At 55.3% G+C, this 14672-nt stretch carries 13 protein-coding genes and 1 pseudogene; 12 read left to right on the top strand and 2 right to left on the bottom strand.

Annotated elements, in window-relative coordinates; genetic code table 11:
- Positions 1 to 144: 144 nt before the first annotated feature.
- From FJT57_RS15655 to FJT57_RS15630, 6 genes are all read left to right on the top strand, one after another.
- Positions 145 to 834 carry an SOS response-associated peptidase gene (locus FJT57_RS15655; RefSeq protein WP_144906769.1) on the top strand — a complete coding sequence of 230 codons (690 nt, stop codon included), beginning with the start codon at positions 145 to 147 and terminating at the stop codon, positions 832 to 834.
- Between the two features lie 343 nt (positions 835 to 1177).
- Positions 1178 to 2044 (top strand): hypothetical protein, encoded by an 867-nt coding sequence (locus FJT57_RS15650; RefSeq protein WP_144906767.1) that lies wholly within the window; start codon positions 1178 to 1180, stop codon positions 2042 to 2044.
- A gap of 6 nt (positions 2045 to 2050) precedes the next feature.
- Entirely contained in the window at positions 2051 to 2872 is an 822-nt protein-coding gene (locus FJT57_RS15645) for a hypothetical protein (protein ID WP_144906765.1), read from the top strand.
- Between the two features lie 96 nt (positions 2873 to 2968).
- Entirely contained in the window at positions 2969 to 3964 is a 996-nt protein-coding gene (locus FJT57_RS15640) for a hypothetical protein (protein WP_144906763.1), read from the top strand.
- 6 nt (positions 3965 to 3970) lie between these two features.
- Positions 3971 to 5281, top strand: coding sequence for a Piwi domain-containing protein (locus FJT57_RS15635; protein WP_144906761.1), 1311 nt, complete (start codon positions 3971 to 3973; stop codon positions 5279 to 5281).
- Between the two features lie 164 nt (positions 5282 to 5445).
- On the top strand, positions 5446 to 6567 hold the full coding sequence (locus tag FJT57_RS15630; protein WP_144906759.1) for a hypothetical protein: 1122 nt from the start codon (positions 5446 to 5448) through the stop codon (positions 6565 to 6567).
- Between the two features lie 64 nt (positions 6568 to 6631).
- Here FJT57_RS15630 and FJT57_RS15625 read toward each other — a convergent pair whose 3' ends face one another.
- On the bottom strand, positions 6632 to 7660 hold the full coding sequence (locus FJT57_RS15625; RefSeq protein WP_144906757.1) for a Cdc6/Cdc18 family protein: 1029 nt from the start codon (positions 7658 to 7660) through the stop codon (positions 6632 to 6634).
- Between the two features lie 214 nt (positions 7661 to 7874).
- Here FJT57_RS15625 and FJT57_RS15620 point away from each other — a divergent pair.
- Positions 7875 to 7967 (top strand): annotated as a pseudogene (locus tag FJT57_RS15620) (IS5/IS1182 family transposase); the annotation flags it as partial.
- A 33-nt stretch (positions 7968 to 8000) separates the two neighbouring features.
- Here FJT57_RS15620 and FJT57_RS15615 read toward each other — a convergent pair.
- Positions 8001 to 10193, bottom strand: a complete 2193-nt coding sequence (locus FJT57_RS15615; RefSeq protein ID WP_203229213.1) for a hypothetical protein — start codon at positions 10191 to 10193, stop codon at positions 8001 to 8003.
- Positions 10194 to 10486: 293 nt separating this feature from the next.
- Here FJT57_RS15615 and FJT57_RS15610 point away from each other — a divergent pair, with 293 nt between their 5' ends.
- The 5 genes from FJT57_RS15610 (at position 10487) to FJT57_RS15590 (ending at position 14265) form a co-directional block, all read left to right on the top strand.
- Positions 10487 to 10924 (top strand): TRAM domain-containing protein, encoded by a 438-nt coding sequence (locus FJT57_RS15610; protein WP_144906753.1) that lies wholly within the window; start codon positions 10487 to 10489, stop codon positions 10922 to 10924.
- A gap of 89 nt (positions 10925 to 11013) precedes the next feature.
- Positions 11014 to 11844 carry a type IV toxin-antitoxin system AbiEi family antitoxin domain-containing protein gene (locus tag FJT57_RS15605; RefSeq protein ID WP_144906751.1) on the top strand — a complete coding sequence of 277 codons (831 nt, stop codon included), beginning with the start codon at positions 11014 to 11016 and terminating at the stop codon, positions 11842 to 11844.
- Between the two features lie 5 nt (positions 11845 to 11849).
- Complete coding sequence (locus FJT57_RS15600) at positions 11850 to 12653, top strand: nucleotidyl transferase AbiEii/AbiGii toxin family protein (RefSeq protein ID WP_144906749.1); 804 nt, start codon at positions 11850 to 11852, stop codon at positions 12651 to 12653.
- A 261-nt stretch (positions 12654 to 12914) separates the two neighbouring features.
- The gene (locus tag FJT57_RS15595; RefSeq protein ID WP_144906747.1) at positions 12915 to 13853 is read left to right on the top strand and encodes a ParA family protein; all 939 of its coding nucleotides are present in this window, start codon (positions 12915 to 12917) and stop codon (positions 13851 to 13853) included.
- Positions 13846 to 14265, top strand: a complete 420-nt coding sequence (locus FJT57_RS15590) for a hypothetical protein (protein WP_144906745.1) — start codon at positions 13846 to 13848, stop codon at positions 14263 to 14265. Before FJT57_RS15595 ends, FJT57_RS15590 begins: the two co-directional genes overlap by 8 nt.
- Positions 14266 to 14672 lie beyond the last annotated feature (407 nt).

Below are 14672 nucleotides of genomic sequence, written 5' to 3'. Positions count from 1 at the left end.
GGTACACGGCAGCCACCTATGTTAACCAACACGCCGTAGGATAACTCCTAGCTGTTGGTTAACACTGTTGAACGACTCCCCTGTTCTCGTTCTACGTCGCACAGCTACCATACTTTGATGCTCACTCTCCTCGAGAAGAGAGATATGTGTGGGCGAAACGCGCTGTTCGCAACCCAGGAAGACCTCGAGAAGCATTTCGGAGCGGAGGTCGTCACGGACGGCGGGTACGCTCCGAGATACAATATCGCCCCTGGAGAGCAGCTGGACGTCATCACCAACCGGGCCGCCGCCGAGATCGACCAGTATCATTGGGGCCTCCTCCCGTCGTGGGCGGACGATCCCGGAGAGGGGATTATCAACGCTCGCTCTGAAACTGCAGCCGAGAAACGAGCCTTCCGCGATGCCTGGGACTCGCGGCCCTGTCTCGTTCTTTCGTCGGGGTTCTACGAGTGGCAGAAGCGGGACAGCGGCCCCAAGCAACCCTATCGAATCTACCGTGAGGACGCCCCGGCGTTCGCGATGGCCGGTCTCTGGGAGGTCTGGGAAGGAGAGGAAAGAGACATTTCGTGCGTGACCATCCTGACGACGGAGCCGAACGATCTGATGCAGCCAATTCACGACCGGATGCCAATTGTTCTCCCCGACGGCGCCGAGGAGACGTGGCTCACTGCTGGCCCGGATGAACGCGCAAACATGTGCCAGCCCTACCCGGACGACGACCTTGAGGCGTACGAGATATCGATGCACGTCAACAGCCCCGACAACGACGATCCGTCGGTGATCGAATCACTGGGGCACGAACAATCCGGACTCGGCGACTTTAGCTTGGAATAAACTCTACTGATTTCGGGTGTAGACCGTCTTCACGGGCGTTGTTTCGTCAGTGGGAACCGAATAATCGTGAAGTTGACTGGCGAGAGTTCGATTAGACGGGGATGAAGTTCATAGGGTCTTGCTGAATATAAGCTGCGTGCAGATTGCAGTGACTACCTTCTAATTTAGGTAGCGTCAATTTAGCCAGAAGTTTTTCATTTATGTAAGCGGCCACTAACAATTGGCGCAGCAACACGAACATTGGTCGAAGAGGGTAGTACATTAGGTCGAAAACCGAATTAACCAGCAAAAACATCCGATAAATGCATCAACGTATAAGTAAGGTGGCTAAGAGGTCTGTCATATGCCTCCGACGCTGAGCGTGGACGAGGTCACAGCCCTCCTCCTCGACATCCGTGATTTTGACAATCCACTCCGGGAAAAGGAGCTGCACAAGCTCCTGTACTTCATCAAACGTGGACTTCAGGAGGAAGGCATTGACGCCGATATCCCATACTACTGGTACCGATACGGGACCATGGCAAAACTTTCGGACTCGGCCGTCTCAATCGCCCAGACTGACGGCGGGACGGCAGTCCAGTGTCCGGTGACGCCAACGTCGCTCGATCACTCCGAATCAGTGGTCGACAAGGCCAAGATGGTGATCAGTCAGGAATTCTCCCGGTATGTACAGCAAGGTGGTCTTGAGGGTATCACGGACCGCCAGTACGAGGACGCCCCATACAAGGTGCAGCGGCATTACCGGGAGATGGACAAACAGCTCCGGACCGCAACCGATGAGCACCCTGACTTCATGGAGGAAGGGTACGACCCCGATGCGGTTCGCCGGTCCCTGTCACGGGTGGTTCGGAGCTTCCCCACCGATGAGTTTCCCGAGTTTGAGGACGACCTCTACCTGTGGTACGGCGTGATGAGCACGGAGCTGGATGAGGAACGCTACAAACCGGAGACCCTGCTCAGCATTTCGGATCGGTTCTGGACGATCTTCTCTATCGAGCTCGCGCAACGCAAACACAGCGACATGACCGTCAGGGAAATCCGAAGCGAGATCTCGGACGATGTTGACGAGTACAAGGCCCGGCTCCGCGAATCGCTACGCAACCGCGAGCGTGAACAAACGGAGTTCGGCCCCACCTTGGAAGAGGACGATATTGTGCGCGACCTCTCGGATGCGGTGAGCGAATCACTCCTCGGCTTTCCCGCCTACTAACCATCGATGCCACGGTTCCATGCCGATACCAATTTACTGCTCGGGTATACGTTGTTCCTGGATTGGTGGAACAATGACGCCACTCGCTGGTTCGACTCGGGTAACGCCCTGTACATCGGGGAGGCCGTGCTGTTCGAATACTGCAACAAGGATACCGCGCAGGACGAGGACTATCCACCGCCGGATGGCCGCGATCTGACCTGGAGTGCGGAACAGGGCAAGTTCAACGCCCTACTGTCGGAGTTCCGTGATAAGCGGTTCGAGTTCGAGGACTGGCTACTTGACATGGAGGATAGTGATCAGAAAATCGAGCTCGATGACGTCGTCACGCGGTTCACCCGGGAATTCGAGATCGGTGAGTGGGCAGAAGACATCGTTCGCACCTTCTTCGAACGCGAACTGGACAAGCGAGACTGGGAGGTCACCCCGGAGCATGCCCGGCAGGTCGAGAAGGAGTTCATCCGGTTCTACTTCCGCGACGCCAGAAAGAAGAAAGATATTTTGCGGGACAACATCCGGCTCGGCCCGCCCCGAGACAAGGACTACTCCAGCGTCAAAAATCAGGTTGATACGGTGCTGTCTGATAATATGGACGTCGAGATCGTCTGCGATGCCCATCACATGAACGAGAAAGGCGTGCTCCATACCGTGCTGACCGGAGATAAGGGCGACGCCTACCGAGACGAGGATGGCAAGATCATTCGAGACGAGGAAGGCGAGGTCGTATACGGTGAACCAGGCATCTACAACAGCCGCCAGGAGATCGATGCGATCACCGGACTCCGTGTGATCTATCTGCGGGACGAAGCCCCAGACGCTTCTCTGTAGCCTAAGTCCGAGGGGTTTCCTGAGAAGATTATGCTATGACTGTTTAACAGCACATAACGGGAACTTATTAGGCAACTGTCTACCAATCCGGGAGTAATGCTGGATCTGAATATCTTCGGATGTGAACTCCAAGCGAAGGATCTTCGCATCTGGAGGTACCCGACTAAAGATAACTCCACCCCCCAGCAACTGAACGAACGGTTCGATTCATTTGCCGTCTCGTTTCGGACCCCGCCCGCTGTCGCGTACCCTCTGAACCAAGAGGGCCGTGAAAAACTCGACGACGAGTTCCTGACAGGGTTTGAACAGCGAACAGTGGACCCAATGGAATTCCTGGGGCCATACGCGAACCTCTGCAAGTATGGGTTCATCCGGTACTTAATCGACGAACACGGGTGGCTACCCCTACAAGAAGACCAAACGGAAGTCGCCCTCAACCGGGTGGACCGATTATTCGATCCTGAGTCGCGGTACAGTCCAGTCGACGGGCTTGACGTGCATTCCGGGTTACAGATTCGGTCCCAGTACTGGGACCTGCCCGGTCACGGCCCGTATGTCGGCCTTGTGTTGAATCCGAGGAGTACGAACCACTTCACGAAGCCGCTTGACGAGGTGCTGGACGGCGTCAACGAGACGGATTACTGGCTGCGGATGAACTGTCCAAGCGACTGCCCCCATGAGGATTGTACATTCCACGGGGAGACACGGGCAATCGGCCAGTTCGACGCGTTCACCGATGGTGGTGAAGCATGTCGGTACAGCGACAGCGACGACACCCCATTTGTCGCGTTAGCCGACCACCTTGACGGAATCGACAAGAATCCGCCAGCCGACCGGGTGGCCATCGAAGCCAACTACGAGAACATCAAGGAGTGGACGGTCGACAAACACGGCAACCGCTATAAGAACATCGCCCGGGACATCCCACGGAAAGCGGTTGACATGCCGAGCCACGCGGATCGGGACAAGCGGGCAAAATACGAGCACGACCAGTTGCGGGAAGTCGTCGCAGAGATTGGCGGTGAGTTCCCGTTACCGAACGGACAAACGGTCGAGTTTGACACCGACCCGATCAAACTCAGAGGAGAATAGACATAGATGGCACTACGACTCAACATAGAGGAGTTGGAAGACCCGACCCACCGCTTCGATTACGGGTCGCCGAGCGCCACCCACGGTAACGTCGGCAAGGGCCTCTCCCGGTATGGACCGCTCGACTCCCAGCACAACGACTGGATCGACGGCTCCACCCTCACTGTCGTCTACCCCGAGCAGTGGCAATCCGAAGGGGAACGCTTGATCAACGTCCTGAAAAACGGCTACGAGTATTTCGGTGGCGGGTTTGAACGGTTTTTCAAACTGGACGAAATCACAATCAATGGCCTGGAGATGGAGGGTGACAGCGTGGCCAACTACAAGGAGGCGGCGGAAGAGGTGGTCCGCCGCAACCTTGACGGCGTCGCCATCTTCCTGACTGCAGAGCGGATGAAACGGCTCGGTCAGGTGTCGCCGTACTGGATAGCGAAAGCGAAACTGACCGAACAGGGCATCCCTACTCAGATGATGAGGGTCGGGAACATCGAGGACGACTACGACCTGAAATACGCCATCGTCAACACGGTATGCCAAATCTATGCGAAGCTCGGCGGCAAGCCGTGGGGTGTTGAAGAAACCGGGTATAACGCGGATCTCGTTGTCGGAATTGGCCGTAGCTACTACCAGCCCGAGAAACACGGCTCCCTCGAACGGACGCTGGGGTTCGCCGCGGCCTACCAAAGCAACGGCTCTTTCTTCTGGTTCGACTCGGAGACCTCCGGAGGCGATGTCAGCGAACTCGAAACGAAACTCACCGACACCATCTGTAACGTAGTCGATGAGTACGTCAAGCGCGAGCAGCCACCCCGTAGAATCATTATCCACACGCCGGAGCGCATCGGTGATACGGAGCGGTCGGCTCGCCGCAAGATCGAGGACGAATACGACAACACCGAGGTCGTACTGCTCCACCTGAACACGACCCACCCGTACAAGACCCACGACCCGAACCATTCATCCGGGCTGCCGGAGCCAGGCTGGTTCCTCCAGACCGGGTACAACAAGGGCCTTGTCGTGACCGATGGCCGCAAACGATTCCGTAACGGCTCAGCCTCACCGATTGCCATGCGGGTCGAAGGCATAGAGGAGATTACGCGGGACGATATGGTCGGACTGGCGCAGAACACGTTCTCGCTGTGCTCGGTCTACTGGAAGGACCAGATGGGGGCTGGCACCCCGATTACGCTTCGGTACGCTAAGGACATTGCGGAGCTGTTCGAGGCCAGCCAATACCTAGCCCGCGAGAAAGTCATCTCGCTGAATCCGAACCAGCTCGTGAATGACCGGCTGCAGGACCGACCATGGTTCCTGTGACCAATGGCGGTGCCAGTGAAGCTACCGACCTGAAACTGCTGCTGCACCGTGCGGTTCACGATCAGTACGACCCTCATCGGGAGCGACCTGGATGGTACGGGAGTGCGTTGGCGACAGCATGTGTCGGGCGGGCCCTGCAGACGCACGAAGATGCAGGGGATCAGTTGACGCAGATCGATGACGAGTTGGAGCGGTGGGTGGCCGACCAGGCGTTCGACCGGGTTCCGCAGTCAACGATCGCGGCGCTGGGATTGATTGCGACGTATTTGGCTGACCGCCCGGACGACCGAGGTATTTCCGAGGAGGTGATGGATGTATTCAAACGGGAGATAGAACAGGAGGTCAAGGAGTATAAACGCCGGTCAGGGGAGCGAATCAAAGATCCTGAGCTCCAGTTTTTCGGGACGCCGCTGTATGTGTACTGTGCCTGGGTGGGGATCCGAACACTTGGATGGGTTAAGGAGTACGACACTTTCTTCGAAACGCTGCTCCACGACCACCGGGATTCGGAGTGGCCGGACGTAGTGTGGTTGGCCTATCTTGAACCCGTCCGCTTGGAACGCTCCGGATACGACCCCGCGGTGTGCGAGGCGGTCCGCACCGAACTCCAGCAGATCGATCTCGCGGAATTGGACGTCAGTGACCTGTTCCCTCTTCTATGGTTCATCGAGACATACTGGACTGAGATCGCCGGACAGGTGGAGACTGGAGCAGCGACCGCGGTCATTGACGACTTGCGCCGCAACGCGTGGCAACAGCTATACTCCCAGTACGACCAGGGGAATATACTTCACAATGGGCCCGAGAACCCGGGTCACACACCCAGTATCGAGGGGCTCACGTTTCTGGACCGCGTGATTGGTCGCAGCGAAGACGAAATACTAGTACTCACTGAATCCAACCTAAATACTCAGGTTCGTGACGCCCACGACGATCTCGTCGACGAAACCGAAACGCTCGAGCAGCGAAGGGTTCGGGAAGAGCGGTTGAAATTATTGAGCGGCATAGGTGTCATCGGACTGGTCGGGTACGTGCTCTGGACGGATGGAGTGACCCAGTTCGATCTTCAGCCGTTGCAGCCGGAACTGTCCGCCGTCTACCTCATAGTCTTCGGCTATTTCGAGATGGAATTCTTAATACAGGTGCTGGATACGATAGGCCGATTCCATCGAGTTCAGGGTTGGTATGACCGGTTCCGCAACGTGCTACTGGGAGTCCTTGCAAGTCTTATCGCAATCCTCCTGATCTCGATGTTCAACATCGTATCTACCCCTGTCTTCGGTTGAAAAGCCCTGATTGACTATTAAATCGTATGGGATTTCGCATATACGATAACTAGAACTCAGCGGCTTATTGGATTGCTGATGCAGCCGTCGAATCGACGAGCGAGTACTTCCGATCTCGGCTTGTACCCTCGGCTTCGAGAAGGTTGTACTGCGCCATTTTCGAGAGATACGTCCGGACAGTCCGTTTCGTTCGCGAGTCTTCGACTTCCTCTATGTAGCGATCATGGATCTCGCTCGGCCCGAGGGGCCCGTGTTCGCGGATGATGTCGTAGACGATCCGCTGGTGTGGCGTGAGTGAGTCGAGATTCTTCTGCTTGATGTGAGCGCGAGCATCTTCCGCCGAGTCAAGTAGGATCTCATCGGTGATTCGCTCGCTGCTCTCGCGGTCGGCTTTGCTCGCGGCGGTCCGAAGGATGCCAATCGCGAGGCGGGCGTCGCCTGCAGCGGCGTCGGCAATGCGGTCGAGTTGGTTATTCGTGACGACGTCCGGTTCGAGCCCCCCTTTCACGCGAGCATCGAGGATGTCGTGGAGCTGCTCGTCGTGGTACTTGTCCATGCGGACGTGTTCGCTGGATCGAAGCCGACTCACGAGGCGGTCGTCGACGCGGCTAAACAGGTCCTCTTCTTTGTTGGCGATACAGATAACCGCGAACTGCGGGAGGCTATGCAGGTTGTAGATAACGCCCGGATCTTCGAGCTGGTCGACCTCGTCGAGGATGATAACTGTCCGTGGCCCGTCGTACTGTTGGAGTCGGTCGATGAGTTCGTCGTGAGGCGTGGACTGGCGGTGGATATCGATGGTTTCGCCGAAATCATCGAGGATCTGGTAGAGCGTCCGGAAGCGCGTATAGTTTCGCCAGCAGTTGACGTAGGTGGCTTCAACGTTGAGAACCTCCTCACGAAGGCGCTCGGTGACGAACTGTGAGATACAGGTTTTCCCAGTGCCGCTCGGCCCGGTGACGATGGCGGTGTCGGCGGGTTCACCGTTTGTGATGGGCTCAAGGACGCTGGAAAGGTGGTTTACTTCGGCGTCGCGATGCTCGACTTCCCGAGGGACGAACCCGGCGCGGAGAACGCGAGCATCGCGTATCATGAATTCGGTACAAAAGTGATTCTGCGGCAGGCCATATAAGGATGGTCGGGTCGTTTCCGGAAAGCGAATAATCGTAATCGGGCACTACGTGGATATCGTATCGCTTGAGGGCGATTCTGCTGTATTCTACTTGGTCGTTTTTCCGGAAATTCAAGGAAATACGGCTCTGTTGAACTCCTCAGGGAGTCACAGGTTCGTCCGAGAATTCGACGAGATGAACGCCCTCCCGAAGTCGCAAATTCTTCGTTTCACTGAGAAGGCAATCGATCTGGCACGCCGGGTTGTCTCTCGATACTCCTCGAAGTTCTTGATTTTCTAACTAAGCTGCCCGATATATCGTTCAGCCATCCTCGACGATGTCTTTGTGGTACTCCAGGAACTCTTCGGCTCTATCCTCAAAGTCATCCTTACCAATATACTGCCGAAGGTCAATAAACGGCTTTTTCCGCTTCACCTCGTTCACAGCAGTCCGAATCCCCCGTAAGTCATTCTCACTTATCGATTTCCCCTTCAACGGGTTCTCCTCACGGACGTCAGAGTAATGCCCAGTCATGATGCCCGTGAAGCAATAGAATTCAGCTAAACTGTACTCAGGTTCGATCGAGTATGACCGGCCGCGGACTTGCTGGATAATATCGTGTTCCTGCTGATTCCACTTGCCCCACCGGGTACGCATCCCCTCCTTGGCCTTGATCCGGAAGTAGATCTCAAACAGCTCCGCTAAATCGCCGTACGTTTTGACGACGCACTGATTGTAGATTTTCTTGAACGTATCCTGATACCGTTCCTCGTCTTTAGCGATATCATAGGTCATCGCAGCAGCATTGAACAGCATATCCTGCTTTTCACGGCGCACCGTCCCACGGACAGCATCGTTTTCATGCATTTGAGGAATACCAAGCTCCGTCCAAATCTTGGTAAATGCACGACCATCCTGGTTCTCAAACGCGTATTTGAACATCCGGTGAGCCTGCTGAAACGCCACCTCGCTGTAGCTCTCGATCTCGATCCGAAATGCGTCTAACTCATCGAAGCTCTCAAAATCCGCGTGCATCCCGGCCATGGCAGAGGAGCCCAGGTCTTCGATGATCGCATCGTTGATCTCGGTCACAAAATTATCTGGAAGGAGGCTCTGTCTCACCACAAAATAAAAGCGAGAATAGAGTTTCATATTCCGTTGATATGCACCGTAAAGATCCATTTCAGCCGTCATCCCTGTGATGCCATGGACTAAGGCAACGATGTGGTGCGTGAACTCGCGGTTCACTTCCTCCAGTGCTTCCTCAAACACCCGGAATAGCACCTGATCGAGGTTGTAAAAGGGTAAATCCGCACTCAGGTATCTGTTCTCATCAATCAGGAACCGCACGTCATCCAACTCGTGGAGCGCGTGATGAACCATTTCCTGGTACTGCTCTAAAAACTGGAGGAAGGATCGTGTCTGGGCATTTCTGACGATGCGTTTCCCCTCGCTGTCCATGAAATCAGTGTACTTGTGGATCTGCCGAACCGTGTCGCCCCGTCCCTCTCCGGGGTGAGTTAAGATACTGGTCGCTAAGACTGGGTAGACGCTTTCCATCGCGGGATCGAATACGTTGGAGCTAATCTGCAGTATTGATGAGAACTCCTGCAGGTTGTCCCCGATCTTCACCTGGATCTCGATATCCTCTGCTACAGGTTGGGCATCACTGCCCTCTTCACTGTCGTTTAGGTCACGGTTCTGCTCACCAATTCGGATAAGTTCTGAGACGGCGTAGGCGAAGGTCGAGACGTGTATATCCGCGACAGTACCGTTAAGATCCAAGTCATCCGCTGTCACCGAGTCTTTTCGTCTGCCGTACAACGGGTACAGCGGTTTCTCGGTTTCAACGCCGTCGGGGAGACTATCCTGTAACTTCTGGTCGTATTCGTATACCGCGACGTCTTCCTCAATTTTCTTCGAGATGTGTTTCTTTAGCTCGTTGTATGCGTCTTCGTCGGCTGGTCCCGTTAATGCGAGATTCGCAACCTTCCCGTAAACAAACATGATTCCCAGTATGGTGACGACGAAGATCGTGGTGAGGACATTGGGGCTGACCCAGTCTCTGACCGGGTCGGGGTACAGCACCAGGACGCCGATAGCTGCGCTTCCTAGCAGTGAGTAGAACAGGATAGGGAGGACACGTGACCGTTGTAGGAACTGTTGTAGGACATCTTCGACGTAGCGGCTTCGAGATACGATTTCGAGGAGAAAGACGAGGACGACGAAGCTGAGGCCGATGATTGTGGCGTGGACTTGCCAGACAGTTTCGATGTCAAACCAGCTGGGTTCGGTCAGGGGCGAGGCATCGACTGCAAATGCGATGAGAAGGGTTGCTACAAATAGCAGGAGGGCCTGGATCAGTGCGTTTTGCCGATCACTGAGTAATGTGCGCAGCTTGTCTACTCGGCTTTGATCGCTGTTCGATTCTCTTCCCCACGTTTGGATGCGAAGTGACCCTAGGTATGGAAAAAAGCCGAGTCGCTGATAGATAGGTTTGAGCAGACCCGTCAATTTTAGAACGACCCATCGGCGTTTCCGCATTAAAAATGGTTTTTTGGTGAGTACCCAGTAAGGTTTCGGTCAGTACTCGCAACTACTTTCGAGCCAATTGCCGATACTATCGCCGAAGAGTCGGAGTGATCTCCCGTATCGGAATATCCGCAGTCTTCAGTGACCGGCTGTTTCATTCTACACTGTATCTGAAGAATAGTATTTCAACAGAGCCGGAAATACGGACTTTCCTGAATAGGTACTTGTCTCCTCGGAAGATAACCGATTAACTACTGGGGGCTGTAGGTCGGCGTATGGTTGAGGTTCCGGAGTCGATCCAGAGTCTGTTTAGCGCAACTGTAGAAAAACAAGGCGAGACATATACGCTCGAAGTTCCGCAAACCGAGGTTGAACACGGCGCTATCTCTCCTGGTGAAACATATCGGATTGGCGTGCTCACACAACGACAATCCTCGACGAAGACAGCTGACGAACGCACAGCACAGGAGCAGCCCGCTCCGTCCGAACGGAATTCTGGACCACCTACCCCACCGGTCACTGAAGGGGAAGTCCGTGACGTGACGATCGAGACAGTCGGCGATCAAGGCGATGGAATCGCGAAGGTCGAACGCGGCTATGTCGTTATCATTCCAGGTGCGCAGCCCGGTGACGAGCCGACCATCGAAATCGACCAGGTCCAAGAGAACGTCGCATTTGCCAGCGTTGTCGATACCGGCCCTCAATCACTCTAACTAGGCTCATAATCCGGTGTCTGTCCGGCAAGGAGGAGGCGCAACGTTGATGCCTGCCGGGCTTCATATTCTATGTACGAAACGCAGGTATGAGTTCCACACAAGAGACACAAACTATACGGCAGGGCCTTTCGACCCGTGAGAGCCGACTCCTCTCGCATCTCGCCGCGGAGGGCCACCAAATAATCTCGATCGACGACGTCGAGGCGACCCTCGAGGTCGCGCCGAACACCGCCCGCGAGATCGCCTCCCGCCTCACCGAGAAAGGGTGGCTGGACCGGCTGCTCCCCGGCCGATATCTCATCATCCCCCTCGCTGCTGGCGAGGAGGCCGTGTACACGACCCACGAGTATCTCATCGCCTCGCACGTCGCTGAGCCGATGTACATCGGCTACTACAGCGCCCTCAGCCATCACGGGCTGACCGAACAGGTTCCCCGAACCGTGTACGTCGTCACCCCGACGCGAGCCCAGAGTCGCGAGATTCACGGCGTCCCCTATCGCGTCGCGACGGTCACCGAGCGGAAGTTCTTCGGCTACGAGCCGACGTCCATCGAGGGAACTGTCGTGAACGTCGCCGACCTGGCGAAGACGCTTGTCGACTGTGCCGACCATCCCGAGTACTGCGGTGGCATCCGCGAACTCGCAACGGCGATGGTCGCGGCGGACGACCAAGCCTGTTCGTGGGCGACGGTCGGCGAGTATCTCCAGCGGCTTGACAACGGCGCGGCGACCAAGCGAATCGTCTACTTGGCCGACCAGCTGAGTATCGACCTCCCAACGCGTGAGACGCTCGTCGCGTCGTTCACGAGCGGGTACTCGCTGCTCGACCCAACGCAGAGCGAGCAGGGATCATACGACAGTGAGTATCGCCTCCGAATTAACGTCGACCCGGGCACGCTCGGTCCGACGGAGTCCTGATTCTAATGATCAGTCAAAACCGACTCCGTGTCCTTGCCCGTGAGCTAGGTGTCCGCCAGGGCTATGCTGAGAAGAACTACGTCAACTCCTGGATTCTCTGGGGTATCTTCACGAGTGACTTTGGCGAGAACCTCATGTTCAAAGGTGGAACGGCGCTGAGCAAACTGTACTTCCCCCAGTCGTGGCGATTCTCAGAGGATCTCGATTTCGGCGTCGAAGGTCAGTACAACGGATCAGAAGACGACCTCAGTGATGTCCTTGACACAGTTACCGAGCGCTCCGGGATTGAGTTCACCATCAGCGAGCACCACGAGTCCCGCCAGCAACACTATCCGACACACTACGTCGACATGAGCATCCAGTATCGGGCGGTGCTTGACCATCCGAATACGACCAGTCTCGACGTGATGGTCGACGAGTACGTCGCATTCGACTCGGTTCACCATACGCACTCCTACGAGGATATCCCGGAGTTCGAACTGCAGGCGTATAGTGTCGAAGAGATCTTCGCGGAGAAACTTCGGGCGATCTTCCAACGGGGTGCTGCCAGAGACTACTACGATCTTTTTCAGCTCTTAGAGACCGAATCTGTTGAGATTGAGTTCGACGTTGTCCTGCCTGCCTTCGAAGCAAAGTGCGACCACGACGACCTTGACGTCGATCTCACCACAGGTCTGCCGGGTGACCAGCGCGAGGACATTCAGCGCCAGTGGGAAACCTCACTTCCAGACCTGACCGGTGATCCACCGCTGTTCGATACTGTTTGGAAGAGACTGGACGAGGCCGTCATTGACAAAGGGACGGAGTAGGTACGAATCCTCTCGCCTGCGGCACGTACTAGCCCTGCACTATTAGGGGTATTCTGAAATCGGATACTATTCTAAGATAGAAGCCTATTTATAGAGATTTTCTATCGATACTACTTATGCTATTCTAACAATTCATGCTACCTTTGCCACTCATACTATTCATGCTATTCTCACTATTCAATCTATTCGGGCTATCTTGGCGATTCGGGCTATTCACTGCCCTTAGTTATAAGAGGGGATAGAGCACTATTCCAGAATAGCATGGCGGGAACGAATCGCAGGAATAGCATAGATAGCACGAATAGCCCAAATAGCCCGTACGAATCCGTGGATACAGCGGGGAATTCTCGGGCTGTCTCAGTCTGCATGCTGAAGGGTGGCGTTGGCAAGTCAACCATCGCAGTGAATCTCGCGCGTCAACTCGCCACCCACGACCATGATGTCCTCCTCATCGACCTTGATCCGAATGGACACGCTTCAGTCGGTCTCGGGTTTGATGACCACTATCACAATACAGACGAGGGCATCGGTGAGGTCTTCTTCGACGAGGCAGACCCAACCTCAGTCGTTTACGATACCGGATATGAATTCGATATCCTTCCCTCGAGCGAGGATCTCGAGCAAGTCGAGCGAGAAATCGTCGTCGGTGACGTCTTCCAGCCGTCTGCTCTGTTGAAGCGCGAAGTCGTTGAGCCGCTGCTGGGCGACGAATACGACTTCATTGTCACGGACTCGCCCGCATATCGCTCGCGACTGACCGACAACGCTCTCGTCGCGACGTCTAATCTCGTGCTTCCACTGGCGCCCGGCAACGAGGCTATGTCCGGACTGGAACGCACTATCGAGCGCCAGATTGCTCCGCTGCGAAAGCACATGGACGTTGACGTCCTCGCACTCGTCCCGAATATGCTGGATGGGCGTATCGACCAGCAGACGCAGGACCGCCAGCTCCTCGAACGGCTGAACTCCCACAACAGCTTGCAGGACCGTATTCCGAACTTCGCTCGAATCACGGATTGGGATGCTGTGGGCACCGGCGACATTAGTCCGACACCAGGTATCCGAGACCGAACGAGTATCACGAAAGCGTACGGTGAACGCAAACCGCTGCTGGACTACGACGCCAACTGTGATCAACTGAAGAATTTCGACGAACTCGCACACATCGTCGAGGCCGGTGAGGTGGTCCGGCATGGCTGACGACGGTGACCCGTTCGCAGATCTTAGTCAGACGCTGGATGACGATGCTGACGAGCAAGACGATACGAAGAGTGAACAGGAACCGCGCGAGCCACCCGCCTCAGACACGACAACCGAACACGTCGACGAACCGGATGAGGGGGACGTCGAGGAACTGGACCCGATGACAGACACTGCCTTTTCATACGAGGCAGCCAATCAACGGCCGTTTTACGCACGCGAAGAGACTATCGAGAACTTCGATTCTTGGCTGAACTACGAACTTGAGCGTGAGCTCAGTACCCGTGGATATCAGAATATCGTTGTCCGGGAGATGACTGACGCCTTGCTGCGCACGGTCGTGGAGGAAGACTTGGTTGACGAGGTCGCAGAACGATTCGAGCAAGAACGAAAGGATGAGATTTCAAAATAGCGTGAATAGCATTCTATTTCCCATATGGGGAGAACGACGGAGGAGTGGTCATCTCTACAGGGTGATGAATCGCTGGAATAGATTGGATAGTATGAATAGAATGCTATTCATATGATGCACCCAATCCTGTAGTACCAAACCTACGAATTCGGGGTATGAAGTTCACCGCTTCTCATCGAACAATATTCGCGGTTCCGACAGAGGAGAAGACGTACCTACGTCGAAGCTCGGTAGAATATCCTGAACGAGAGTGCTTGGACAGAAGCTGAGACCGGTTCCTCAATCTATGTGAGTATGCGGTTGAGACCACGGACCCTGTTTTCGAGAAGGTTCCCCAGAAACAGTCAATCAAATCTCAATGCTCTGTCAGTCGATTATGCCTAAACGGAAGGTGGTGGTGTAGATGT

Source organism: Halobellus captivus, from assembly GCF_007655485.1.
GTDB classification, from domain to species: Archaea; Halobacteriota; Halobacteria; order Halobacteriales; family Haloferacaceae; genus Haloquadratum; species Haloquadratum captivum.
The sequence above is the reverse complement of the archived record's forward strand: the minus strand, read 5'-3'. Positions and strand labels throughout refer to the sequence as shown.

Coding starts and splice junctions, on each gene's coding strand:
- FJT57_RS15655 (WP_144906769.1), top strand. CDS start 145: ATGTGTGGGCGAAACGCGCTGTTCGCAACCCAGGAAGACCTCGAGAAG.
- FJT57_RS15650 (WP_144906767.1), top strand. CDS start 1,178: ATGCCTCCGACGCTGAGCGTGGACGAGGTCACAGCCCTCCTCCTCGAC.
- FJT57_RS15645 (WP_144906765.1), top strand. CDS start 2,051: ATGCCACGGTTCCATGCCGATACCAATTTACTGCTCGGGTATACGTTG.
- FJT57_RS15640 (WP_144906763.1), top strand. CDS start 2,969: ATGCTGGATCTGAATATCTTCGGATGTGAACTCCAAGCGAAGGATCTT.
- FJT57_RS15635 (WP_144906761.1), top strand. CDS start 3,971: ATGGCACTACGACTCAACATAGAGGAGTTGGAAGACCCGACCCACCGC.
- FJT57_RS15625 (WP_144906757.1), bottom strand. CDS start 7,660: ATGATACGCGATGCTCGCGTTCTCCGCGCCGGGTTCGTCCCTCGGGAA.
- FJT57_RS15610 (WP_144906753.1), top strand. CDS start 10,487: ATGGTTGAGGTTCCGGAGTCGATCCAGAGTCTGTTTAGCGCAACTGTA.
- FJT57_RS15605 (WP_144906751.1), top strand. CDS start 11,014: ATGAGTTCCACACAAGAGACACAAACTATACGGCAGGGCCTTTCGACC.
- FJT57_RS15600 (WP_144906749.1), top strand. CDS start 11,850: ATGATCAGTCAAAACCGACTCCGTGTCCTTGCCCGTGAGCTAGGTGTC.
- FJT57_RS15595 (WP_144906747.1), top strand. CDS start 12,915: ATGGCGGGAACGAATCGCAGGAATAGCATAGATAGCACGAATAGCCCA.
- FJT57_RS15590 (WP_144906745.1), top strand. CDS start 13,846: ATGGCTGACGACGGTGACCCGTTCGCAGATCTTAGTCAGACGCTGGAT.